This window comes from Proteus penneri (genome assembly GCF_003144535.1).
GTDB classification, from domain to species: domain Bacteria; phylum Pseudomonadota; class Gammaproteobacteria; order Enterobacterales; family Enterobacteriaceae; genus Proteus; species Proteus penneri.
On sequence record NZ_PHFJ01000010.1, the window covers coordinates 163,912 to 186,159 of the forward strand.

A 22,248-nucleotide genomic window follows, 5' to 3' on the forward strand; every position below is an offset into this window, starting at 1 on the left:
TTTGCTCCCTTGAGCAAAACGGAGAATGTGAATTATGAAACTTATTGCCTGCTGTAAGGTTGTTCATGACGAACAAGACATCACAACGCGGCCTGATCGTACACTCGCAACTGATAATGCGGGTTTAAAAATTAGTTTATATGATTTAAATGCAATTGAAACCGCAGTAGAAATTGCCTCGGCTATAGGGGATAGCACCGTAACCGCATTAAGTGTGGGGACAAGTGTCATGGTAGAAAACGCGAAAATTAAAAAAGATATTTTATCGCGTGGCCCTGATGCATTAACACTTGTTGCTGATGATGCTTGCAATGCTCTTTATTCAACAGATACTGCCAATATTATTGCGCAAGCCGCACAAAAAGTGGGTTTTGATTTATTAGTTTTCGGTGAAGGTTCGGGTGACTTATACGCTCAACAAACAGGTTTAGCGGTAGGTGAGTACTTAGGCTTACCTTGTGTTAATGCCGTTAATAAAATCACCGTTGAAGGTGACAAAATCATTGTTGAACGTGATCTAGAAAATATCACTGAAGAGCTAGAGCTGACATTACCTGCCGTTGTCTGTGTGACATCAAGCATTAACACCCCAAAATTACCATCAATGAAAGCCATTTTAGCGGCGAATAAAAAGCCGGTTGAGAAACTTGGGTTAGGCGATATTGGTGTTGATATTTCAGCACTGACAGTAGTGCAAACACAAGTGTGCGCACCAGAACAGACTGATCGCCTTGGTATTATTTTAGAAGGTGATTCAGATGAAAATATTGCCACGTTTGCTGAGCATTTACGCCAAGCGGTTAATCAATAAGGAGATTAAAAATGGCTAGTTTACTACCTACTACCTTTGTTTATGCCGAGAAAGCGGATGATTTAGCGAAGCTGATAGCGTTTGCTCGTGATCTTGGCGAAAAAGTGAATGTGTTATTTATCGGTGATGATGAAAGCACGCGTGAATGTGTCAGCCTTGGCGCTGATTGTGTCTATTGCTTTGCGCCACAAGAAGGTGTGATTGCTGAAGATTATGCGGCCTCTTTTGCTGAAATTATTAAAGAAGCAGGTGCTAATGCATTGGTTTTATTAGCATCATCAAAACGAGCAAAAGCCATTGCGGCTCGCCTAGGTGTGACGTTAAAAGCGGGTGTTGTCAGTGATGCATTAAGTCTGACTGTTGAAAACAATACTGTGATCGCAACACACCAAGTTTATGGTGGTTTAGCACATGCTAAAGCAGAAATTCGCTCACCTTATGCTATTGCTACCGTTGGTAGTGCATTAGATGTGGAGGTCATTACAGATGCGCCCAATGCATCAGTGGTGCAAGGTGCCTTTATCGCCCCTGCGCATACATTAAAAGTGTTGGCACGTAAGCCAAAACAAGGTAGTAGCGTTGATTTAGGTAAAGCGCATTGTGTTGTTGGTGTTGGACGTGGCTTTGGTAAGGCGGATGATATTGCGTTAGCGTCAGCATTGGCGAAAGCCCTTCAAGGTGAAGTGGGTTGTTCACGTCCAATTGCAGAAGGCGAGGGCTGGATGGAACACGACCGTTACATTGGTGTTTCAGGCGTGACCTTAGGTGCGGATGTATATGTTGCTGTCGGTATTTCAGGACAAATTCAACATATGGTCGGTGTAGATAGAGCAAAAATTATTGTTGGTATCAACAAAGATAAAAATGCGCCTATCTTCAATATGGTGGACTACGGGATTGTCGGCGACCTCTACAAAGTGTTACCTGCATTAACAGCAAAACTTGGCGGCTAATTCCCGTCGGTCGCTTAGTGAACGTATGCTAAGCGACCACACATAATAAAAGGATAGAAAAGTATGTCAGACGATATTTTTGACGCCATTATTGTGGGTGGTGGACTTGCTGGTGGTACTGCTGCCTATGTTTTAGCGCAAGCAGGATGTGATGTATTAGTGGTTGAGCGAGGTAATTTCGCTGGCAGTAAAAATATGACGGGCGGACGTTTATACGCACACAGCCTTGAAAAAATTATCCCCAACTTTGCCGAAGAAGCCCCAGTTGAGCGCCTTGTTACGCGTGAAAAGATCTCCATGTTAACACCGACAGATGGTGTGACGTTAGATTATCAGCATACTCAGCAAGAAGAGGAAGCTGCACGCTCTTATACTGTATTGCGCTCTTCATTTGATCAGTGGTTAATGGAAAAAGCAGAAAATGCTGGCGCACAAGTGATCACGGGCGTTCGTGTCGATGAAGTATTAGTAAAAGATGGCAAAGTATGTGGCGTTAAAGCGGGTGATGATGAAATTGAAGCCCATGTGGTTATCCTTGCTGATGGTGTTAACTCGTTATTAGCAAAACAATTAGGTATGACACAGAAAGTTAATCCTCATACTGTTGCTGTTGGTGTTAAAGAATTACTTGAATTTACTCCTCAACAAATGGAAGACCGATTTGGTTGCACCAATGATGAAGGGTTAGCTTGGCTTTTTGCGGGCGCACCATCAGGGGGATACTTAGGTGGTGGTTTTTTATATACCAATAAAAATACCGTTTCTTTAGGCCTAGTTTTAGGGCTACATAATGTCGATAAGTTCGAAAAAACGGTTCCTCAATTATTAGAAGATTTTAAACAACATCCTGTTGTTGCACCGCTTATCAAAGATGGCAAATTATTAGAATATTCAGCCCATATGGTGCCAGAAGGTGGCATGAATATGGTGTCTGAATTAGTGAGAGATGGTGTATTAGTGGCGGGGGATGCTGCTGGTTTTTGCCTCAATGTGGGTTATACCGTAAGAGGGATGGATCTGGCGATTGCTTCAGGCGAAGCTGCCGCAAAAGCGGTATTAATGGCGAAAGAACAAAACAGCTACAGTCAAAGAGAGCTGAATTGTTATCAATCTTTATTAAATGACAGTTTTGTTATGAAAGATATGAAGCTATATAAAGATCTACCTGCTTTCCTCGATAACACCAGATTCTTTACGGATTACCCGCAAATGGCAGCCAATGTTATGCATGATTTATTCGTGATTAATGGCCCAGAAAAACCAGTACGTAAGAAAATACTGTCTCAAGTTAAGAAAGTCGGTGTGATGAACTTAATTAAAGATGGCTTTAAAGGAGTACGTTCTTTATGAGTCAAGTAAACGTAGACGTTAAATTAGGCGTTAATAAATTTAATGTGGATGAAGAAAATCCGCATATTGTCTTAAAGGATGATATCGATCCTGCACAATTTGAAATCTTAATGAAAGCTTGTCCCGCAGGGTTATATAAAAGAGATGAAAAAGGGCAATATCTTTTTGATTATGCGGGGTGTTTAGAGTGCGGTACTTGTCGTGTGTTATGTGGCGAGACGATTTTAAAGAAATGGGAATATCCGTGTGGCACACTAGGCATTGAGTTTCGTTACGGTTGATGTGATAACTTTTATTTCCCCTCTCTAGAATAACCTCCAAATAGAAACTAGAGGGGGGAGATAATTAATCTATTTATCTCAATGAATGTATTTTTCGATACTCTGAAGGTGTCATAAAAAATTCAGATTTAAATTTTCGACTTAAATTAGAAATATCACTAAACCCACATTCATAAGCCAGTTGTGTAATATTTTTCTCTGCTAAAAGTGGATTAACTAACGCCGCTTTATAATTCTCAAGACGTTTTTGGTAGATCCAACGAAGTACAGAGGTATTTTGCTCTTTAAATAACATCTGTAAATAGCGTACTGAGATCCCACATGCATTAGCACATTCATTCACACTGAGATCAGGATCAGAAAGATGTTGCTCAAGATAGTGCTGAGCAAAATAAAACAGTGTTGATCTTCCTAAGCTTTGCGGTGGTGTCGCAATACTGAATTCGCTAAAGGCTGAGGTAATTAAATTCAATAAAATATCAGCAAGTTGTTGTGCATGTTGTGGTGGCATTGAATCCAAGAATGGAATATAACGCATCACAAAACTATAAACGAGAGAGCCGGTAATGCTATTACCACGTATCGCCCTTGCAGTAAGATTTTGGGTATTACCTAAACGTGATGCCAGTTTCTCCCTTGGGATCAGGATCTTAAATAACGAGTAGTCGTTATCAAAAGACCAAGATACGGGTCTTGCCATATCAAAAATACAAAAGTCGCCTTGTCGCAGAAATGCGGTTCTTCCATCTTGAGTTAGATGGCTGGTTCCTGAACGCTGTATCTCAATTTGAAAATGTTCTTCTAAGCTCAGTTTATGGCTCAAAGGACGGCTACTTGCCCAATGTCCATTAGACTCTAACTGAATAAAGCGAATATTTGTCACCTTTTGCTCGACAATATTGGCATAAAATCGAGAATGAGGAGGCAATTCGACTTCATTGCATTCATAAGACGATAAAAAGCGGTCTTTTATTGTATCCCTGAATACGGAAAACCGATCTACGTCAGGGAGCTCCCGAGTCGTAAACATGCTTTTCATAGTACGCCCACTTTTATTGAAAGTATTTTTGTTGTGTAGCTACTCGTCGAGTATAAAAATGTCTTAACTCAGACAGAAATAGAATAATTTTTTCGATAACGTTAATCTAAACATTAGAATAGTACGTTTAAATAATTATTAATGAAGATATGTATTATCTTGCTTGTTAATAAATTGAAGACAATATATTTAAAAATTTTTAATTTATTTAAACTAAAGTCATGTAAATTATAGAACTAATTTATTGCATTTTTTATGCTATCATCTCTATGCTATTAATCCTAAGTTAATTTCCTATCTTTAGAGAGAGATCTCATAAATAGATTAAGAGTGATTCTTATTAATATCTTATTTATTTCATTCTTTTCAGAGTGTGAGTTAATATGGATTTTATGTACGGGGTATAATCGTTTGTTAAATAATATTGTTATTTATTGTTAATCATGACGTTATTAATTTTAGAAAATTAAATTTCTATAAATTTAATTATTAATAAAATTCATAATATATATTACAACAACTCTTCCTTTGGATGGTAATATCTTTGTTATATTAATATCTCTTACCACACTTTTAATACGCTGAAAAAATATGTAGTTATAATCACATTCTATATTTAGTTTTCTATTTTATTTTTTATAGGTCTCAATATAACTTATTGAGATAAAGATAAATAAAAAAGCTGATTAATGAGATGATATAAGGCGATTGAAACAGTGCAACAGGTGAAGGTGTTAACAATAGACTAAAAGAGGAAAAGAAATAGCCTATAAAAGCAAGAATGCAGATGACTGAAAGAAAAACAAATGATAGCTATCGTACTGAAAAACCCCATTATTAAACTAGCATTTTATTAATAGTGTTGTATTTATTTTGATCTACTTTTTAGTAGATAGGAATAAAATAGGCAGAAAGGGGAACGATATTTATTAAGAATAACTATTAAATTAGTCTATAAAAGCAAAAAACCAGCCCTAAGGCTGGTTTTTCTAAAGATGGTGCCCGAACTCGGAATCGAACCAAGGACACGGGGATTTTCAATCCCCTGCTCTACCGACTGAGCTATTCGGGCTAACGAGGCGCATTAAACCGTATTCAGCCGGATGCGTCAACGTCTTTTTAATAAAAAATGCAAAAATAAGTTTGTTTGCTTTCTTTTTATTCTATTCACGTTTAAATTTTCATCATAAGCTATTTTTTAGTAAAAAATGCTTAAATAACAATCAGTAAAGATATCCACTTTTTTGCATGTCAAAGAGAAATTTTTCTCTTTTTTGATGATTTAATTTCTTTTTTGCTACTCTATAGAAAGAAATTGAGGGGCGCGAGAAAATAACTCATTTCTTTCGTTTTCCAACATTCAACACTAACTTAATGCGCCATTTTTACGGCATTGAGCTATCTTAAGAATATCCTCTGCCAATAATTTTGCTGTAATAATATCATCAGCATGATGATTCACCATTAAACGGCTTAAACAGCCTTCTAAGATGAGTTCCATCTGTTTAGCAACTAACTCACTGTCTTCGATATCAAGCTCGCGTAGTAGTGTTCTAGAGTAATCAAATGAGCTTTGTTTTTGACGTTGGCTTAATTGGTGGATTTGAGTGTGTTCATCCGGGTATGCGCTACATGCTGCAACAAATAAACAACCAGGAAAACGGTTTTTCTCTAAACGTATGGCGAGCTGATCATAACGTGCCAGTAATTTTTGTTCGATAGTCAGTTCTTCATCTAACATCACTTGGCGTTGCCAAATATCAATTTGCTGCCCATGATGGCGAAGACAATCAAAAATTAAGGCGTCTCTATCCGGCCAGAATGGATAAAGTTGAGATTCATTGATACCCGAATCTTGAAGAAGCTCTGGTAAAGTCGCCGCTAAGCCATATTGCTCTAACTGGATAAGTACGTGGTCTAATAACGCTTCACGTTGCACGGAAATCTCCTTAAATCACGTTGTCGCGAGAACATCATAATTAGCAGACTTTAACTAAAAATGAAAGCAAGAGGCGACAGGGTAAAATGAAAATACCCCATCTTGCGACGGGGTATTTTCTTGTTTTTTATTTTTTGTAAGCGCTAGGCGCTTTTTTGCAATGTTTTAATTTTTTACTTCAAACTACAGGATCATACCGCCGAAGAGGAAACCAAATCCGACAGCTAATACCACACCAATTGTACCAGGGATAAAGAATGGGTGGTTGAAGACTAATTTACCGATACGGGTTGTACCTGTGTCATCCATTTGAACTGCCGCAACCAGTGTTGGGTAAGTTGGCAGGATGAACAGACCAGAAACCGCAGAGAAAGATGCTATTGCAGTTAATGGAGATACACCTAGCGCTAAAGCCATTGGCATTAATGCTTTTGCTGTTGCTGCTTGTGAATATAACAGTGCAGAGCAGAAGAAGAAGATAACGGCTAATAACCAAGGATGGCCAGTGATTAAATCACCTGCAGTCAGTTTGATCCAATCAATGTTACTTGAAACAAAAGTATCACCTAACCATGCAACACCGAGAATACAGATACATGCACTCATACCTGCTTTAAAAGTACTTGAGTTGAGGATGGTGTCAGTTTTCACTTTACAGAAAACAGTGATAAGTGTTGCAACACTCAGCATGATGATCAGAATAGCGTTAGTTGTGTTCATTAACGGTTCTTTCACAATGCCTAAGCTTGGGCTGTTGATGATTGCATAAGTAACAACACAGACAACACCTAGTAAGAACAGCATTACAGATGATTTAGCACCTGGTAATGTTTCTCTGCGCGCTTGGCTACCACGTAACTCAACCAGACCTTGTTCTAAACGCTCACGATAGACTGCATCATCAGACAGTTTTGAGTTAAATACCCAAGACACGATGAATGACATCAGAATAATAGCAAGGAAAGTCGCTGGTAACAAGATAGACAGCAGAGTGATGTAGCTTACAGTGTTACCTTCACCGACCATTGCAGGGTTTTCCATGACAGATGCCATGTAGACAACCGCTGCAGAGATAGGTGATGCAGTAATACCGATTTGAGCTGCAACAACACCAGTTGATAAAGGACGGCAAGGTTTGATGCCTTGTTCTTTTGCAACTTCAGCGATAACTGGTAGTGTTGCTAAAGAGATGTTCCCTGTACCTGCAAATAGAGTTAAGAAATAAGTCACAATTGGCGCAAGAATTGTGATGTATTTTGGATTACGTCTTAACAGTTTTTCAGTTTGGCCAACAAGATAATCCAAACCACCAGCAACCTGCATCGCAGAGATTGCGGCAATAACAGCCATAATGATGGAGATAACATCAAAAGGGATTGAACCAGGTTTAACACCGATAGCGGCTAAAACTAAAACCCCTAAACCACCGGCAAACCCGATACCAATTCCCCCAAGTCTCGCACCGAGGAAAATGGCCAGCAGAACGATAATCAATTCTGCGGCTAGCATAGCGTTTACTCCTTGAGATAATTAAAAAAATGAGAAAGATAAGTTAAATTTTTGTTTTTACAATCAAGTAAAAAGGCACGTCTCTTAAAGAGTCCGTGCCTTGTATTTTTAAGAGCTCATTCTTATGTTTAACAGTGTCATGTTATAAAACACAATTATTAATCATCGAAGCGTTTTGCTTTGTAAGCCGGGTTTTTTAAGTTCTCGATAGAGAAGATATCATCCAGTTGTTCTTCGGTTAATAAACCACGTTCTAGAACAACTTCACGTACGCTCTTACCTGTTTCTGCACAAATCTTACCAACGATGTCGCCGTTATGGTGACCAATGAATGGGTTCAGATAAGTAACGATACCGATTGAGCTAAATACGAAGTGTTCACAGATTTCTTTATTCGCAGTGATACCATCAACACATTTTTCTACTAAGTTACGGCAAGCGTTGCTTAACAGAGAGATTGATTCGAACATTGCTTGACCGATAGCGGGTTCCATTACGTTTAATTGTAATTGACCTGCTTCAGCAGCCATAGTCACGCAAGTGTCATTACCGATAACTTTAAAGCAAGCTTGGTTAACAACTTCTGGAATTACTGGGTTTACTTTAGCTGGCATGATTGAAGAACCTGCTTGTAGTTCTGGAAGATTGATTTCTTTCAGACCTGCACGAGGACCAGAGGACAGTAAACGTAAGTCATTACAGATTTTAGACATTTTCACAGCTAAGCGTTTTAACGCGCCGTGAACCATCACATAAGCACCACAGTCAGAAGTTGCTTCAATTAAGTCTTCTGCTGGAACACAAGCTAAACCAGTTACTTCTGCCAGTTTTTCAACCGCCAGTTTTTGGTAACCCGGTGCTGTATTCAGACCAGTACCGATAGCAGTTGCACCTAAGTTCATTTCTAACAGTAACTCAGCAGTGCGTTTCAGGTTTTTGATTTCTTCTTTCATCAGTACAGAGAAAGCATGGAATTCTTGACCTAAAGTCATTGGTACAGCATCTTGTAATTGAGTACGACCCATTTTCAGGATGTCTTTGAACTCAACTGCTTTTCTATCAAAACCTGCTTTCAGCAGTTCGATAGATTCAGTTAATTTGATAATAGAGTTATAAACCGCTACACGGAAACCACAAGGATAAGCGTCGTTTGTTGATTGGCTCTTATTGACGTGGTCATTCGGGTTCAGGTATTGGTATTCACCTTTTTGGTGGCCCATTAATTCCAGACCGATGTTTGCGATAACTTCGTTGGTATTCATATTTAATGAAGTACCTGCACCGCCTTGGAATACATCAACTGGGAATTGATCCATGTGTTTACCTGTTTCTAATACTACGTCACAGGCTTTGATAATCGTATCAGCGATTTCACGAGGAATAGTGTGAAGTTCTTTGTTTGCTAATGCTGCGGCTTTTTTCACCATTACCATACCGCGGATGAATTCTGGAACATCATTGATGGTACGATCACTGATGTAGAAGTTTTCAATTGCACGTAAAGTGTGGACGCCATAGTAAGCATCAGCAGGAACTTCTCTTTTACCTAACAGGTCTTCTTCGATACGAGTTTTATTTGACATGAGAACCTTCTTATTAAAATTTTAACTGTCTAGTTATGCGCTTGTTAATAAAATATATCGTTAACGGTTAATAATGTAATATAACTTACCGTTTTGCTTGGTACTGACACGATCATATTCGGGTTGTGAACAAATACCTTTAAGCTGGATCACTTTATACGTAAATAACCTCTAAATATTTTCTTTTTGTGATCTATCTCATGGATTTTACCGTTCTAACTCTCTTTTTAACGCCCCTTGAAAAGGAGTGTTAGGCTCCCCATTATTATGTAGATAAACTAAGAAAAAGCGAGTTCGTAAACCATCACCTTAGATGTAGTTCACACTACTTTCTATTAATAATATGAATCTTTTTTTATAAAAAGGAGAACCAAGTGCGTTGGCTCCCATTAATTGTTATCTGTCTTCTTATCTATATAGAAGCTGTTATTTTCGTCAATGTAGCATCTTCGATTGGCGTGCTTACAACACTATTCCTTGTGGTGCTGACTTCTTGTGTTGGTGTCTCATTGGTAAAAAATCAGGGCGTAAAAAATATTGCTTCAATGCAGCAAAAACTTGCCGTGGGTGAAGTGCCTGCTGCTGAAATGGTGAAAAGCGTTTCGTTAATATTGGCGGGTATTTTACTGTTGATCCCAGGCTTTTTTACGGATTTCTTGGGCTTGCTGTTGTTGTTACCACCGTTGCAAGCACTGTTAGTGACTAAATTGATTTCTCGTATTCGTGTTTATTCAGCAGGTCATGGTCAAAGTGGATTTTCGTCTGATCAAAATGGAACAACATTTGAAGGCGAGTTTCAGCGTAAAGAGGATTCACCGAGTAACCAACTGAATAATAAGGCTGAAGATCAGAATAACGACCATTTTTCTGACAAAAAATAATCAGCCGAAAGCATAATCAACTGAAATGGGGAAAATTTGAAAAAAAATCACACTTCTCCCCTTGAAGTTTTACTTGATGCCCCCACCTGTATCGTCATGGTACTGGTTCATTTTGGGCACTGGTATCAACCTTAATCCTGATATGGACTTTTTTATAGGAGCACTATTAATGAAGATTCGTCCATTACATGACCGTGTTATTGTTAAACGTAAAGAAGTCGAAGCTAAATCAGCAGGCGGTATCGTTCTTACTGGCACAGCAGCGGGTAAATCAACTCGTGGCGAAATTTTAGCCGTGGGTCAAGGCCGTATTATGGAAAACGGCGACGTTAAACCACTGGATGTTAAAGTCGGCGATATCGTAATTTTTAACGACGGTTATGGCGTTAAAACAGAAAAAATTGATAACGAAGACGTGCTTATCATGTCTGAAAGCGACATTTTAGCAATTGTAGAAGAATAATTTTTCTCTTTTAAGATCTTCTTAAACTGAACGAATTCAAAGGAAATATACGATGGCAGCTAAAGACGTCAAATTCGGTGTAGATGCTCGTAATAAAATGTTACGTGGTGTTAATGTTCTTGCAGATGCAGTTAAAGTAACTTTAGGCCCTAAAGGTCGTAACGTTGTTTTAGATAAATCTTTCGGCGCACCTGTTATTACTAAAGATGGTGTATCTGTTGCACGCGAAATTGAACTCGAAGATAAATTCGAGAACATGGGTGCACAGATGGTGAAAGAAGTTGCTTCTAAAGCCAATGATGCGGCAGGTGATGGTACTACAACTGCAACAGTATTAGCACAATCAATCATTGCCGAAGGCTTAAAAGCAGTCGCCGCAGGTATGAACCCAATGGATCTGAAACGCGGTATCGATAAAGCTGTTGTTGCAGCAGTCGAAGAACTGAAAAAACTGTCTGTTCCATGTTCAGATACTAAAGCGATTGCTCAGGTTGGTACAATTTCAGCAAACTCTGATGAAACCGTCGGTACTCTGATCGCGCAAGCGATGGATAAAGTAGGTAAAGAAGGTGTTATCACCGTTGAAGAAGGTACTGGCTTAGAAGATGAGCTAGATGTTGTTGAAGGCATGCAGTTTGACCGCGGTTATCTATCTCCTTACTTCATCAACAAACCTGAAACGGGTACAGCAGAATTAGAAAACCCATTCATTCTGTTAGTTGATAAAAAAGTTTCTAACATCCGTGAATTACTGCCTGTTTTAGAAGCTGTTGCTAAAGCTAACAAACCTCTGCTTATCATTGCAGAAGATGTTGAAGGTGAAGCATTGGCAACATTAGTTGTGAACAATATGCGTGGTATCGTTAAGGTTGCCGCTGTTAAAGCGCCTGGCTTTGGTGACCGTCGTAAAGCAATGCTGCAAGATATCGCAACATTAACTAACGGTGCAGTGATTTCTGAAGAAATCGGCATGGAGTTAGAAAAAGCGACATTAGAAGACTTAGGTCAAGCAAAACGCGTTGTTATCAACAAAGATACAACAACGATTATTGATGGTTTAGGTGATCAAGACGCAATCAGTGGTCGTGTAGCTCAAATTCGTCAACAAATCGAAGATGCGACTTCAGATTATGACCGTGAAAAATTACAAGAACGCGTTGCTAAATTAGCAGGCGGTGTTGCAGTCATTAAAGTTGGTGCCGCAACTGAAGTTGAAATGAAAGAAAAACGTGCTCGTGTTGACGATGCTCTGCATGCAACTCGCGCAGCAGTTGAAGAAGGCGTTGTTGCTGGTGGTGGTACTGCTCTGGTTCGTGTTGCTAACGCTCTGCGTGAGATGGTTGGCGATAACGAAGAACAAACAGTGGGTATCCGCGTTGCATTACGTGCAATGGAATCTCCAATGCGTCAAATCGTTGCTAACGCAGGTGAAGAACCTTCTGTTGTTGTAAACAAAGTGAAAGCAGGTGAAGGTAACTACGGTTATAACGCTGCAACTGATGATTACGGCGATATGATTGATATGGGTATCTTAGATCCAACTAAAGTTACTCGTTCTGCACTGCAATTTGCTGCATCTATCGCAGGTCTGATGATCACAACTGAAGCGATGATCACCGATTTACCTAAAGATGACAAAATGGATTTAGGTGGCGCTGGTGGTATGGGCGGCATGGGTGGAATGGGCGGCATGATGTAATTCATCAGCTAACTATTTTACAAAGAAAACCCGAGCTTAGGCTCGGGTTTTTTTATATCTAAATACAATCGAGATTAAATATTACTATATTTGAATTAATTTATAGCAATATAATCGTCAGATGATGATTGATTATCTAACGATTTTTAAAAAAATGAGCTAATTGTGTGTTCATTCTCGCACTGTGTAGGCTGAAAATAAACCATATCGTTTTAAAAGCGTAAAAGCGGTGTAGAATAGAGGTGTTGTTGCTTTGTCTATCTCAAAGCCGAATTTGTACATTAAAATAAGTTTGAAGCGAAAATAATATCTTAAAGCTATTGGCTAACGTTGAGATAGCAATGATGATTTATTTTTGCGCATAATAGGGATGACAAGGTATATTGTTGTCATGACTAAACGGACACTCAAATAAATGAGGGGATCATGCGAATTAAATTGTTATTGGGAGCTACGGCAGCATTGTTACTAGCAGGCTGTTCTGCAACAAACACATTAAGCACTGCTGGCTCACAGGTACAAATCACTGGTACGCAACCAGGCAGTGAATGCCAATTATTAGGAACAGTGACAGGTGTTCAAAATAACTGGTTATCAGGTTCCCGTACTGAAAGCCAATCACTGCGAGGTGCTGCTAACGATTTACGTAATAAAGCAGCTGCAATGGGGGGTAACGTTATTTTTAACGTGGGTACTGGCGCAGGTAGCTTTGTTGATAGCTTTGCACCATTAGATAGCAAAATGAGTGGGCAAGTTTATAAGTGCCAATAAGGCATTTAATTTATTCACTATTTATTAGTCTGCTAATAGATAAAAAGCTGTAGTCACTTCATCTATTTTGAATTGAGCTACAGCTTTTTTGTTTTTATGATATGGATTATTGCTGGCGTAATCCAAGATCTAACAATGTCTTACTTGGTTCACCACCAATTTCACGCGTGAGTTTAGGCACCATATAACCTGATACTAAGCTCATTAGTGCTTTCATAATTTCTCTTGCTTCACTGTCTGGCACCATAAAGTGAGCCGCACCTTGAACTTTATCTAGAACATGTAAGTAATACGGCATAACACCGGCATCAAATAGTGCGCGACTTAAATCTGCAAGGACTTCAGCACTGTCATTAACCCCTCGCAATAACACACCTTGATTCAATAGCGTAACATTGGCTTTTTTTAGCTTTGAACAGGCTTCTCTCAATGCGTCATCCATTTCATTAGCGTGATTGGTATGCAGTACCATGATATTTTGCAAACGTGATTGTTGTAAGCGCTGACATAGCGCATCAGTGACGCGAGCAGGAATAACTACAGGTAAGCGAGAGTGAATGCGTAAACGCTTAAGATGAGGGATCGCTTCTAGTTGTGTGATTAACCAATCAAGCTCATCATCTTTCGCCATAAGAGGATCGCCCCCAGAAAAGATGATTTCATCGAGTTTTGGGTTATTTTTGATATACTCTATTGCCTTTTGCCAATTAGCCTTGTTTCCTTTGTTATCTTCATAGGGAAAATGACGACGAAAACAGTAGCGACAATTGACAGCGCAACCACCTTTGACCAGAAGCAATGCACGATTCTGATATTTATGTAATAAACCTGGCACCGCATTTTGTTGCTCATCTAACGGATCCGTAGAAAATCCTGGTGTTATGGTAAATTCAGCATTTGCAGTTAATACTTGTAAAAGTAATGGATCGTTAGGATCGCCTTTTTTCATGCGTGCAACGAATTCACGGGGAACCCGTAGCGGAAAAAGCCGTCGCGCCTGAGCTCCTTTTTGGAGTTCTTCGTGATGTTCCAACGCTAAAAGTTGGAGTAATTCAACAGGATCACTGATTGCCTGCGCGAGTTGTGTTAACCAGACTTCTCTGGTGGGGTGATTATGAGTTACAATGTGTGCCATTTTTTGGCTATGCCATTTTAAATTAAAAAAGTTAGAGGATATTCATGGCTTCTTATAATACCAACGATTTTCGTTCAGGTCTTAAAATCATGTTAGATGGCGAGCCAGCCGTCATTACTGAATGTGAATTTGTTAAACCAGGTAAAGGTCAGGCATTTGCTCGTGTACGTCTGCGTAAACTGATCTCTAACAAATTACTGGAAAAAACATTTAAATCTACTGATTCAGCAGAAGGTGCTGATGTCATGGATATCAACTTAACTTACCTGTACAACGACGGTGAGTTCTGGCATTTCATGAACAACGAAACTTTCGAACAATTAGCTGCAGACGAAAAAGCCGTTGGTGATAATGCTAAGTGGTTGATCGACCAAGCTGAGTGTATCGTAACACTGTGGGATAATCGTCCTATCGCTGTTATTCCACCAAACTTTGTTGAATTAGAAATCGTTGATACTGATCCAGGTCTGAAAGGTGACACCGCAGGTACAGGTGGTAAACCAGCAACATTAAGCACTGGCGCTGTTGTTAAAGTTCCACTGTTTGTACAAATTGGTGAAGTTATCAAAGTTGATACTCGTTCAGGCGAATACGTATCACGCGTAAAATAATTGCGTAGATTATTTTACTAAGTACAACGTTAAGTATAATAATTAATTACCGCAGATAATGTTAACTATCTGCGGTATTTTTTTGTTTTAATTTATAATAATTGAATAAACTACGCTATTTTTTTCTAAAAAATTGATTAATTTGTATTACTGCATTATTTAATTTTTCATGTTATTATTTTGTTCCTAATTTATTTATCCCTTCATTATATTTTAAATGCCAAAAATGAATGCTCTATTCAATATTGGAATTGGTAAAAAATAACCATTTTCTTAGAATGGATGTGTAGGTTATTTTGGTAAAGATAATCCACAGCAATATTTATTTTAAGTTATTTTGACTTTCCTTTAAGAGATATTGAAGAGTATAGATAAAAACATTAATCCTGTAATATTATTGATCTTTATTTTATATTTTAGTTATACTAGGGAAACCCTTTCAATATAGATATTTACTTTGATATATCTCTTTTATTTTTTATCAATTCAATTATTAACATAATAAATTTAGCTTGTTTTATAGGTTAAATATCTCCTTTATGGAATGAATTTCCATTTCTTTATTTCTTCTTATTTTTTGTAAATTCCCTATACTTAAACACAAAAATAGAATTTTAATCTATACTTTATCTAGGTTAAATATAAAAAATAGTCTTTGAATTTATTTTAATTTAAAATTTTATCAATGACTTATATTTATCGGTAGTGATTAAGTTAATTTAGGAGGCTATATGGAAAATAGAATGATTATTATGGGCGCTGATCCTTCAGGATTTGAACTTAAAAATGCGATTAAGTCATACTTGTTAGAAAAAAATTACACAATAAAAGATCTCACAGAATCAGGCCCTATTGGCTATTGTGATGTAGGGGATAAAGTTGGTTCAATTATTTCTGAACATCCTGAATATATTGGTTTTGTTTTCTGTGGTACAGGAATGGGAGTAAGTATTAGTGCGAACAAACATAAAAATGTTTATTGCGGTGTTTGTGAAAGCGTGACTAGTGCTCGTTTTTGTAAAATTATCAATAACTGTAATATTCTTGCTATGGGTGGGTTATTAATTACACCATTTAAAGCCAAAATGATGGTTGATGCTTATTTATCGGCAACCTTTACAGAAGGTTTTTCTGAAGCAACACCAGAAGATTTACAATCTGGCTTAAATTCAATGAAACAAGTAGAAAAGAAAATTTATAAAAATTAACTCATTCTTATTATTCACTTTTATAAGCCTGAATTATCAGGCTTATTTTTTTCTTTGTACTCCGCCATTTTTGATATCTAGTCATAGTGACGACGAAATTGTTGTTTAGAACTCACCACTTACTGTCAACGTCATAATTGTCGACACGTCATTTATTGTTTCCTTTTTGTTTTTTAATATATTGATTTTAAATGAAAATAAAATAAATCATCTCTTGGCACGAAATATGCTTCATCTAAAGAAAAATTGACGACAGTAATGCTGTTAAACGTTTTTCTCGGAGGATGTGGCGAATGAATCGCTTTGTAATTGCAGAGCCACAACGATGCATAGGGTGTAATACCTGTATGGCAGCTTGTTCAGAAGTTCACCAAGCTGTGGGATTACAGGCGCATCCGCGTCTTACAGTGGTAAAAGTGGAGGATCAGACAGCACCGATGCTTTGTCGGCACTGTGAGGATGCTCCTTGTGCTCGCGTGTGCCCAGTCAATGCCATTACTCATGAAGATAATATGATCTTTCTTAATGAGAGCCTGTGTATTGGCTGTAAGTTATGTGGTCTGGTTTGTCCTTTTGGGGCAATTACACCATCAGGTAGTAAACCCGTTAACTTACCAGCTGTCTTTGAACATTTTGTTCCAGAAGAGATGTTGGCCGATGTGCCAGCAAGTCTTCCAACAACCAACCCATTTCTTGCGTGGAATGCGGGGGTTCGTGCAATTGCAGTGAAATGTGATTTGTGTGCTTTCTCTGATGAAGGCCCTGCTTGTGTCAAGGTGTGTCCAACCGATGCATTGCATTTAGTTGAAGATGACAAACTTGAAGAGCAGATGAAAACGCGTCGCTTAGATTCTGTGATGGAACCTATTACCAGTCTTGACGATTTATCTACTTTGACACAGGAGCGGAAGTAATATGGAACCTCTTCAGTTACTGCTGTGGTCAGTCATCCTGTATGTTGTTGGTGGCGTTATTGCACTGTTTTTAAAGAGACAGGAAGGGTTGGCAATCCTTATTTCAGGGATCAGCGCAATCATCGGCGGTGTATTAGGTGTTTTAAGTGCATTACCGGTTATTTTGGGTGGTGAAATCGCCACTTTTACCGCGGCAGGCCCATTTGAATTTGCAGCCTTCGTGGTACGCATGGATATGTTAGGCGCCTTTATGGTGTTCGTCATTTCATTATTGGTCAGTGTGTGCGCACTTTATTCTCTTGCTTATGTGCAAGAATATAAAGGACGTGGCGCTTGGAGCATGGGATTCTTTATGAATCTGTTTATTGCTTCTATGGTTGGCTTAGTGGTGATGGATAATGCGTTCTACTTTATTATCCTATTTGAAATGATGTCATTGGCTTCTTGGTTCTTAGTTATTGCTGACCAAGATGACGAATCTATTCACGCAGGTTTACTTTACTTCTTTATCGCTCACGCAGGCTCCGTGTTAATCATGATTGCCTTCTTCTTGATGTGGCGTGAAAGTGGTAGCCTTGATTTTGATTCATTCCGTCAACTCTCTCTTTCTCCTGCAATGGCCTCTGTGGTGTTCTTACTGGGTTTCTTTGGTTTTGGTGCCAAAGCAGGTATGTTGCCATTACACAGTTGGTTACCAAAAGCCCACCCCGCAGCGCCTTCACACGCATCGGCATTAATGTCAGGTGTCATGGTTAAAATTGGTATCTTTGGGATAATCAAAGTCGGTATCGATTTATTAGGTGCCACAGAAATGTGGTGGGGTATTGTTGTTCTTGGGTTTGGTGCTGTTTCTTCTGTATTAGGTGTGATGTACGCCTTAGCAGAGCACGATTTAAAACGCTTACTTGCATGGCACACTGTTGAAAATATCGGCATCATTTTAATGGGTGTGGGTGTAGGCATGGTAGGAATGGCAACTGATCATCCTGTTATAGCCGCACTTGGATTGTTAGGCGCTTTATATCACTTATTAAACCATGCCGTGTTCAAAGGATTATTATTCCTTGGTGCGGGTGCCATTATTAACCAAATTCACACGCGTGATATGGATAAAATGGGTGGCTTAGCCAAACTAATGCCTTATACCGCAACAGCCTTTCTAATTGGTTGTATGGCGATTTCAGCGTTACCACCATTAAACGGTTTTGTTAGTGAATGGTATACCTATCAATCTCTTTTTTCGATGAGTTACGAAGGTAACTTCGTGATGCGTTTAAGTGGTCCTATTGCCATTATTATGTTGGCAATTACAGGGGCATTGGCGGCCATGTGTTTCGTTAAAGTTTATGGTGTTAGCTTTTGTGGTGGCCCGCGTAGCGAGCAAGCAACGAAAGCGAAAGAAGTGCCTTTACCAATGACGATTGCAATGGGCTTATTAGCACTATTCTGTGTTGTGTTAGGTGTGGGAGCGGCTTTTGTTGCGCCAATTATTGCCAACATTGCAATGTCACTTAGCGAAACCAGTGCATTAACCGTGACTCAAGGCGCAATGCTTGTTCCTGATACCGCATCACAAGCAATGTTCTCTCCAGCATTAACATTTGTTTTATTAATTGCCTTACCGCTTATCCCATTCCTGATTTATCTCGGCCTGAAAGGCAATCAACCTGCGTTTCGTCGTAAAGGTGATCCTTGGGCATGTGGTTATGTATGGGAAAAAGACATGGCAGTATCAGCAGGAGGATTTACTCAAGCATTACGTAGCATGTTTGCACCACTTTATCGTATGCGTAAACAACTTGATCCATCTCCATTGCTGTCTCGTGGTTTTAATAAAACACAGCTCGGTGCTGAAAAGGTCGAACCATTCTGGGATGAACGCATTATTTATCCTCTGGTTCGTGGTATCCAACGTTTTGCAAAACGTATCCAATGCCTACAAGGCGGGGATTTCCGACTCTATTGTCTATACGTTGTTGCAGCGCTGGTCATCTTGCTTTTAGTCATCGCAGCGTAAGGAGAGGGACTTATGACTTTCCAAGAAGCACCTACGTTAATGATGGGAATATTCGCACTCATTCAAGCACTCTTTCTGCTGGCGATAACCCCATTGTGTACAGGTATTTCGCGCACAATTCGCGCCAAGATGCATTCGCATCAAGGCCCTGGAATTTTGCAAGATTATCGAGATATCTTTAAGTTATTTAAACGTCAATCAGTAGCGCCCGAGCAATCTGGTGTGATCTTCCAAGTGATGCCATATGTGTTACTCGGAAGTATGTTAGTGGTTGCTATGGCACTGCCTGTCTTTACTGCAACGTCACTGTTTGCAGGTGCGGCAGATCTTATCGCACTGATTTATCTGTTTGCACTTTATCGTTTCTTCTTCTCTTTATCTGGTCTGGATTCAGGAAGCCCATTTGCGGGTATTGGTGCTAGTCGTGAATTAACACTGGGTGTGTTAGTTGAGCCAATTTTAGTGTTATCGCTGATTGTGGTGGCTTTAATTGTCGGTTCAACCAACGTTGGCACCATCAGTGCAACACTGGCTCAAGGTTGGGTATCACCCACAGCCACACTGTTAGCCTTATTAGCTTGTGCTTTTGCGGCATTTATCGAAATGGGCAAAATGCCATTTGACGTTGCGGAAGCTGAGCAAGAGCTACAAGAAGGACCATTAACTGAGTATTCAGGCTCTGGTTTTGCCATGGTGAAGCTGGGCCTTGGCTTAAAACAAGTTGTGGTGGCTGAACTGTTCTTAGCCATATTTATTCCTTTCGGTAAAGCAACAGAATTCACCTTTATTGCACTGATCATTGCGTTAGTTTTAATGGCAGTGAAATTGTTAGTGGTGTTTGTATTAGCGTCATTGGTTGAAAACAGTTTAGCGCGTGGTCGCTTCCTGCTGACTCACCATGTGACATGGTTAGGATTCGGTGTTGCGGCACTGGCTCTTGTTTTCTATTTAACCGGTCTATAAGGAGCGATGATTACAATGGAAAATATAGCTCTTGCGACCTTACTCATCCCATTTGCGGGGGCGTTGATTACGTCCTTAATGCCAAATCGGATGGCGAAGTGGTTATGTACACTGTTCGCTTTATTAGCCACATTAGGAGCGGTTGTTTTAGGTTGGCAGTTCCTCGCTGAAGGTAAAGTCGATACCACAATTACGCTAGTACAATATGGTGATGTTGCGCTCTTTGGTTTTACCATTGACCGTGTCAGTACTTTGATTGCTTTCGCTGTTGTGTTCTTAGGATTGTTAGTAAGTTTTTACTCTACTGGCTATCTAACTAACGGCAACCGTGAGCATCCTCATGATGGTACTCGTCGTTATTATGCCTTCTTGCTGATTTTTATTGGAGCAATGGCAGGTTTAGTCCTTTCATCGACTATTTTGGGGCAACTCCTCTTTTTCGAAATCACAGGGGGATGTTCTTGGGGATTAATCGGCTACTACCAATCTGAAAAATCACTCCGTTCAGCAATGAAAGCGTTGTTGATCACTCACGTTGCTTCAATTGGTCTTTATCTTGCAGCAGCAACTTTATTTGTGAGTACAGGTACCTTTGAATTAACCGCCATTGCCACCTTAGACGAACCAACCAAACTGATTGTGTTTGGCGGTATCCTCTTTGCTGCTTGGGGTAAATCAGCTCAACTACCACTACAAGCTTGGTTACCTGATGCGATGGAAGCACCAACACCTGTGAGTGCTTACTTACACGCAGCATCAATGGTGAAAGTCGGTGTTTATATCTTTGCTCGTGCGATTATGTCAGCAGATGGTGATGTCCCTCATCTTATTGGGTGGGTAGGTATTACCATGGCAGTTATCACATTGATTTATGGCTTTATGATGTATTTGCCACAAAAAGATATGAAACGCCTGTTAGCATGGTCAACCATTACTCAGCTCTCTTATATCTTCCTCGCATTATCTATCTCTATCTTTGGACCGCGTGAAGCGTTTGAAGGCGGTATTGCTTATATCTTTAACCATGCCTTTGCTAAAAGTTTGTTCTTCTTAGTTGCGGGTGCATTGAGCTATAGCTGCGGTACTCGCATGTTGCCTCGTTTAAAAGGGTTAATTAATAAATATCCATTATTGGGTGTGGGGTTCTGTGTCGCCGCACTGGCAATTGCAGGCGTTCCACCACTTAATGGCTTCTTTAGTAAATTCCCAATTTTTGCCGCAGGTTTTGAATTGTCGAGTATTTTCTGGGTGATGACACCAATTATGGTGCTAGTGCTGATTGAGTCTGTGGCTAGCTTCACTTGGTTTATCTACTGGTTTGGTCGCGTTGTTCCGGGCAAACCAAGTACAGAAGTTGCAGAAGGGCAACCTGTTCCTATGGCAATGCAAATTGTGATTGGAATACTGATTGTGATGTCCTTTGCATCCAGTGTTATCGCAGTCACTTGGCTAGGATAAGGGAGATAAATCATGACTGGAGCACTTATCGTAAACAATTTGGCGGGGTTAATGATGATAACTTCGCTATTGGTAATTGGCGCGAAAAAGCCGATTGCTTCATGTTGGTTCTATGCATTGCAATCTTTCGTCTTGGTGATGATTTTTGTCACCTTGGCCAATATGTTAGATGCACACCAACTGACACTTTGGGCGATGACCGCCTTCTTTACTAAAGTTCTGCTTGTTCCACTTATTTTAGGATTTGCATTCCGTAAGTTATCCGATCCTAGTGCGAATATCAGTGTTATTAGCCCCGCACTATTGATGTTGCTGGCGGCTGTTATCGTTATTTTAAGCTGGTTTGTGGTTGAACCAATTCAAATACCAATGGTTGTTGATTTGAAACCTGCACTGGCAGTTTCTTTGGGACACTTTATGTTGGGTCTGCTTTGTATCGTGACTCAGCGCAATATCCTAAAACAAGCTTTTGGTTACTGCTTAATGGAAAACGGCTCTCACTTAACACTGGCATTATTGGCTTGGAGAGCACCAGAACTGGTCGAAATCGGTATCGCCACTGACGCCATCTTTGCTGTGATCGTGATGGCAGTGTTGGCTCGTAAGATTTACCGCACGCTCAACACACTGAACGTGGATCAACTGACCGCGCTGAAGGGGTGA

The 22,248-nt window shown here is 39.6% G+C and carries 20 protein-coding genes and 1 tRNA gene; 15 read left to right on the forward strand and 6 right to left on the reverse strand.

The window, feature by feature from the left end; genetic code table 11:
* Nucleotides 1-34: 34 nt before the first annotated feature.
* The 4 genes from fixA to CUB63_RS12820 all read left to right on the forward strand — a co-directional run bounded on the left by fixA (nucleotide 35) and on the right by CUB63_RS12820 (nucleotide 3,395).
* Nucleotides 35-811 carry a putative electron transfer flavoprotein FixA gene (gene fixA / locus CUB63_RS12805; RefSeq protein WP_109848195.1) on the forward strand — a complete coding sequence of 259 codons (777 nt, stop codon included), beginning with the start codon at nucleotides 35-37 and terminating at the stop codon, nucleotides 809-811.
* Between the two features lie 11 nt (nucleotides 812-822).
* The gene (locus CUB63_RS12810) at nucleotides 823-1,764 is read left to right on the forward strand and encodes an FAD-binding protein (RefSeq protein WP_109848196.1); all 942 of its coding nucleotides are present in this window, start codon (nucleotides 823-825) and stop codon (nucleotides 1,762-1,764) included.
* A 63-nt stretch (nucleotides 1,765-1,827) separates the two neighbouring features.
* Entirely contained in the window at nucleotides 1,828-3,114 is a 1,287-nt protein-coding gene (fixC, locus tag CUB63_RS12815) for an FAD-dependent oxidoreductase FixC (protein WP_109848197.1), read from the forward strand.
* Nucleotides 3,111-3,395 carry a ferredoxin family protein gene (locus CUB63_RS12820; protein WP_006536179.1) on the forward strand — a complete coding sequence of 95 codons (285 nt, stop codon included), beginning with the start codon at nucleotides 3,111-3,113 and terminating at the stop codon, nucleotides 3,393-3,395. Before fixC ends, CUB63_RS12820 begins: the two co-directional genes overlap by 4 nt.
* 73 nt (nucleotides 3,396-3,468) lie before the next feature.
* Here the strand turns inward: CUB63_RS12820 and CUB63_RS12825 are convergent, their stop codons facing one another.
* The 5 genes from CUB63_RS12825 to aspA form a co-directional block, all read right to left on the reverse strand.
* Complete coding sequence (locus CUB63_RS12825) at nucleotides 3,469-4,434, reverse strand: helix-turn-helix domain-containing protein (RefSeq protein WP_006536178.1); 966 nt, start codon at nucleotides 4,432-4,434, stop codon at nucleotides 3,469-3,471.
* A gap of 996 nt (nucleotides 4,435-5,430) precedes the next feature.
* Nucleotides 5,431-5,506: transfer RNA gene (locus CUB63_RS12830), tRNA-Phe, on the reverse strand.
* A gap of 294 nt (nucleotides 5,507-5,800) precedes the next feature.
* The gene (gene dicD, locus CUB63_RS12835; RefSeq protein WP_006536177.1) at nucleotides 5,801-6,373 is read right to left on the reverse strand and encodes a division control transcriptional repressor DicD; all 573 of its coding nucleotides are present in this window, start codon (nucleotides 6,371-6,373) and stop codon (nucleotides 5,801-5,803) included.
* Between the two features lie 183 nt (nucleotides 6,374-6,556).
* Nucleotides 6,557-7,882, reverse strand: a complete 1,326-nt coding sequence (locus CUB63_RS12840) for an anaerobic C4-dicarboxylate transporter (RefSeq protein WP_109848198.1) — start codon at nucleotides 7,880-7,882, stop codon at nucleotides 6,557-6,559.
* A 158-nt stretch (nucleotides 7,883-8,040) separates the two neighbouring features.
* Nucleotides 8,041-9,465: an aspartate ammonia-lyase gene (aspA, locus tag CUB63_RS12845; protein WP_072064394.1), complete on the reverse strand. Its 1,425-nt coding sequence runs from the start codon at nucleotides 9,463-9,465 to the stop codon at nucleotides 8,041-8,043.
* 374 nt (nucleotides 9,466-9,839) lie between these two features.
* Here aspA and CUB63_RS12850 point away from each other — a divergent pair, with 374 nt between their 5' ends.
* From CUB63_RS12850 to CUB63_RS12865, 4 genes are all read left to right on the forward strand, one after another.
* Nucleotides 9,840-10,346, forward strand: a complete 507-nt coding sequence (locus CUB63_RS12850; RefSeq protein ID WP_006536174.1) for an FxsA family protein — start codon at nucleotides 9,840-9,842, stop codon at nucleotides 10,344-10,346.
* A gap of 169 nt (nucleotides 10,347-10,515) precedes the next feature.
* Nucleotides 10,516-10,809, forward strand: coding sequence for a co-chaperone GroES (locus CUB63_RS12855; protein WP_036914050.1), 294 nt, complete (start codon nucleotides 10,516-10,518; stop codon nucleotides 10,807-10,809).
* Between the two features lie 52 nt (nucleotides 10,810-10,861).
* Nucleotides 10,862-12,508 (forward strand): chaperonin GroEL, encoded by a 1,647-nt coding sequence (groL, locus tag CUB63_RS12860; RefSeq protein ID WP_006536172.1) that lies wholly within the window; start codon nucleotides 10,862-10,864, stop codon nucleotides 12,506-12,508.
* Between the two features lie 426 nt (nucleotides 12,509-12,934).
* Nucleotides 12,935-13,279: a DUF4156 domain-containing protein gene (locus CUB63_RS12865; RefSeq protein ID WP_109848199.1), complete on the forward strand. Its 345-nt coding sequence runs from the start codon at nucleotides 12,935-12,937 to the stop codon at nucleotides 13,277-13,279.
* A 106-nt stretch (nucleotides 13,280-13,385) separates the two neighbouring features.
* Here the strand turns inward: CUB63_RS12865 and epmB are convergent, their stop codons facing one another.
* Nucleotides 13,386-14,414, reverse strand: coding sequence for an EF-P beta-lysylation protein EpmB (gene epmB / locus CUB63_RS12870; protein ID WP_109848200.1), 1,029 nt, complete (start codon nucleotides 14,412-14,414; stop codon nucleotides 13,386-13,388).
* Nucleotides 14,415-14,458: 44 nt separating this feature from the next.
* Between epmB and efp the strand changes: the two genes are divergently transcribed.
* The 7 genes from efp to hyfE all read left to right on the forward strand — a co-directional run bounded on the left by efp (nucleotide 14,459) and on the right by hyfE (nucleotide 22,248).
* Nucleotides 14,459-15,025: an elongation factor P gene (efp, locus tag CUB63_RS12875; protein ID WP_006536168.1), complete on the forward strand. Its 567-nt coding sequence runs from the start codon at nucleotides 14,459-14,461 to the stop codon at nucleotides 15,023-15,025.
* A 731-nt stretch (nucleotides 15,026-15,756) separates the two neighbouring features.
* Complete coding sequence (locus tag CUB63_RS12880) at nucleotides 15,757-16,233, forward strand: RpiB/LacA/LacB family sugar-phosphate isomerase (protein WP_109848201.1); 477 nt, start codon at nucleotides 15,757-15,759, stop codon at nucleotides 16,231-16,233.
* A gap of 293 nt (nucleotides 16,234-16,526) precedes the next feature.
* The gene (locus CUB63_RS12885; RefSeq protein ID WP_072064392.1) at nucleotides 16,527-17,147 is read left to right on the forward strand and encodes a 4Fe-4S dicluster domain-containing protein; all 621 of its coding nucleotides are present in this window, start codon (nucleotides 16,527-16,529) and stop codon (nucleotides 17,145-17,147) included.
* A gap of 1 nt (nucleotide 17,148) precedes the next feature.
* Nucleotides 17,149-19,164 carry a hydrogenase 4 subunit B gene (gene hyfB, locus CUB63_RS12890; protein WP_109848202.1) on the forward strand — a complete coding sequence of 672 codons (2,016 nt, stop codon included), beginning with the start codon at nucleotides 17,149-17,151 and terminating at the stop codon, nucleotides 19,162-19,164.
* A gap of 12 nt (nucleotides 19,165-19,176) precedes the next feature.
* The gene (locus CUB63_RS12895) at nucleotides 19,177-20,127 is read left to right on the forward strand and encodes a respiratory chain complex I subunit 1 family protein (protein ID WP_109848203.1); all 951 of its coding nucleotides are present in this window, start codon (nucleotides 19,177-19,179) and stop codon (nucleotides 20,125-20,127) included.
* 6 nt (nucleotides 20,128-20,133) lie between these two features.
* Nucleotides 20,134-21,585 (forward strand): hydrogenase 4 subunit D, encoded by a 1,452-nt coding sequence (locus CUB63_RS12900; protein ID WP_109848204.1) that lies wholly within the window; start codon nucleotides 20,134-20,136, stop codon nucleotides 21,583-21,585.
* Between the two features lie 12 nt (nucleotides 21,586-21,597).
* Complete coding sequence (gene hyfE, locus CUB63_RS12905) at nucleotides 21,598-22,248, forward strand: hydrogenase 4 membrane subunit (RefSeq protein WP_006536162.1); 651 nt, start codon at nucleotides 21,598-21,600, stop codon at nucleotides 22,246-22,248.

Bases quoted from the DNA above. Each gene is read 5' to 3' on its own strand.
- fixA (WP_109848195.1), top strand. From the start codon at position 35: ATGAAACTTATTGCCTGCTGTAAGGTTGTTCATGACGAACAAGACATC.
- CUB63_RS12810 (WP_109848196.1), top strand. From the start codon at position 823: ATGGCTAGTTTACTACCTACTACCTTTGTTTATGCCGAGAAAGCGGAT.
- fixC (WP_109848197.1), top strand. From the start codon at position 1,828: ATGTCAGACGATATTTTTGACGCCATTATTGTGGGTGGTGGACTTGCT.
- CUB63_RS12820 (WP_006536179.1), top strand. From the start codon at position 3,111: ATGAGTCAAGTAAACGTAGACGTTAAATTAGGCGTTAATAAATTTAAT.
- CUB63_RS12825 (WP_006536178.1), bottom strand. From the start codon at position 4,434: ATGAAAAGCATGTTTACGACTCGGGAGCTCCCTGACGTAGATCGGTTT.
- CUB63_RS12840 (WP_109848198.1), bottom strand. From the start codon at position 7,882: ATGCTAGCCGCAGAATTGATTATCGTTCTGCTGGCCATTTTCCTCGGT.
- aspA (WP_072064394.1), bottom strand. From the start codon at position 9,465: ATGTCAAATAAAACTCGTATCGAAGAAGACCTGTTAGGTAAAAGAGAA.
- CUB63_RS12855 (WP_036914050.1), top strand. From the start codon at position 10,516: ATGAAGATTCGTCCATTACATGACCGTGTTATTGTTAAACGTAAAGAA.
- groL (WP_006536172.1), top strand. From the start codon at position 10,862: ATGGCAGCTAAAGACGTCAAATTCGGTGTAGATGCTCGTAATAAAATG.
- CUB63_RS12865 (WP_109848199.1), top strand. From the start codon at position 12,935: ATGCGAATTAAATTGTTATTGGGAGCTACGGCAGCATTGTTACTAGCA.
- epmB (WP_109848200.1), bottom strand. From the start codon at position 14,414: ATGGCACACATTGTAACTCATAATCACCCCACCAGAGAAGTCTGGTTA.
- efp (WP_006536168.1), top strand. From the start codon at position 14,459: ATGGCTTCTTATAATACCAACGATTTTCGTTCAGGTCTTAAAATCATG.
- CUB63_RS12880 (WP_109848201.1), top strand. From the start codon at position 15,757: ATGGAAAATAGAATGATTATTATGGGCGCTGATCCTTCAGGATTTGAA.
- CUB63_RS12885 (WP_072064392.1), top strand. From the start codon at position 16,527: ATGAATCGCTTTGTAATTGCAGAGCCACAACGATGCATAGGGTGTAAT.
- hyfB (WP_109848202.1), top strand. From the start codon at position 17,149: ATGGAACCTCTTCAGTTACTGCTGTGGTCAGTCATCCTGTATGTTGTT.
- CUB63_RS12895 (WP_109848203.1), top strand. From the start codon at position 19,177: ATGACTTTCCAAGAAGCACCTACGTTAATGATGGGAATATTCGCACTC.
- CUB63_RS12900 (WP_109848204.1), top strand. From the start codon at position 20,134: ATGATTACAATGGAAAATATAGCTCTTGCGACCTTACTCATCCCATTT.
- hyfE (WP_006536162.1), top strand. From the start codon at position 21,598: ATGACTGGAGCACTTATCGTAAACAATTTGGCGGGGTTAATGATGATA.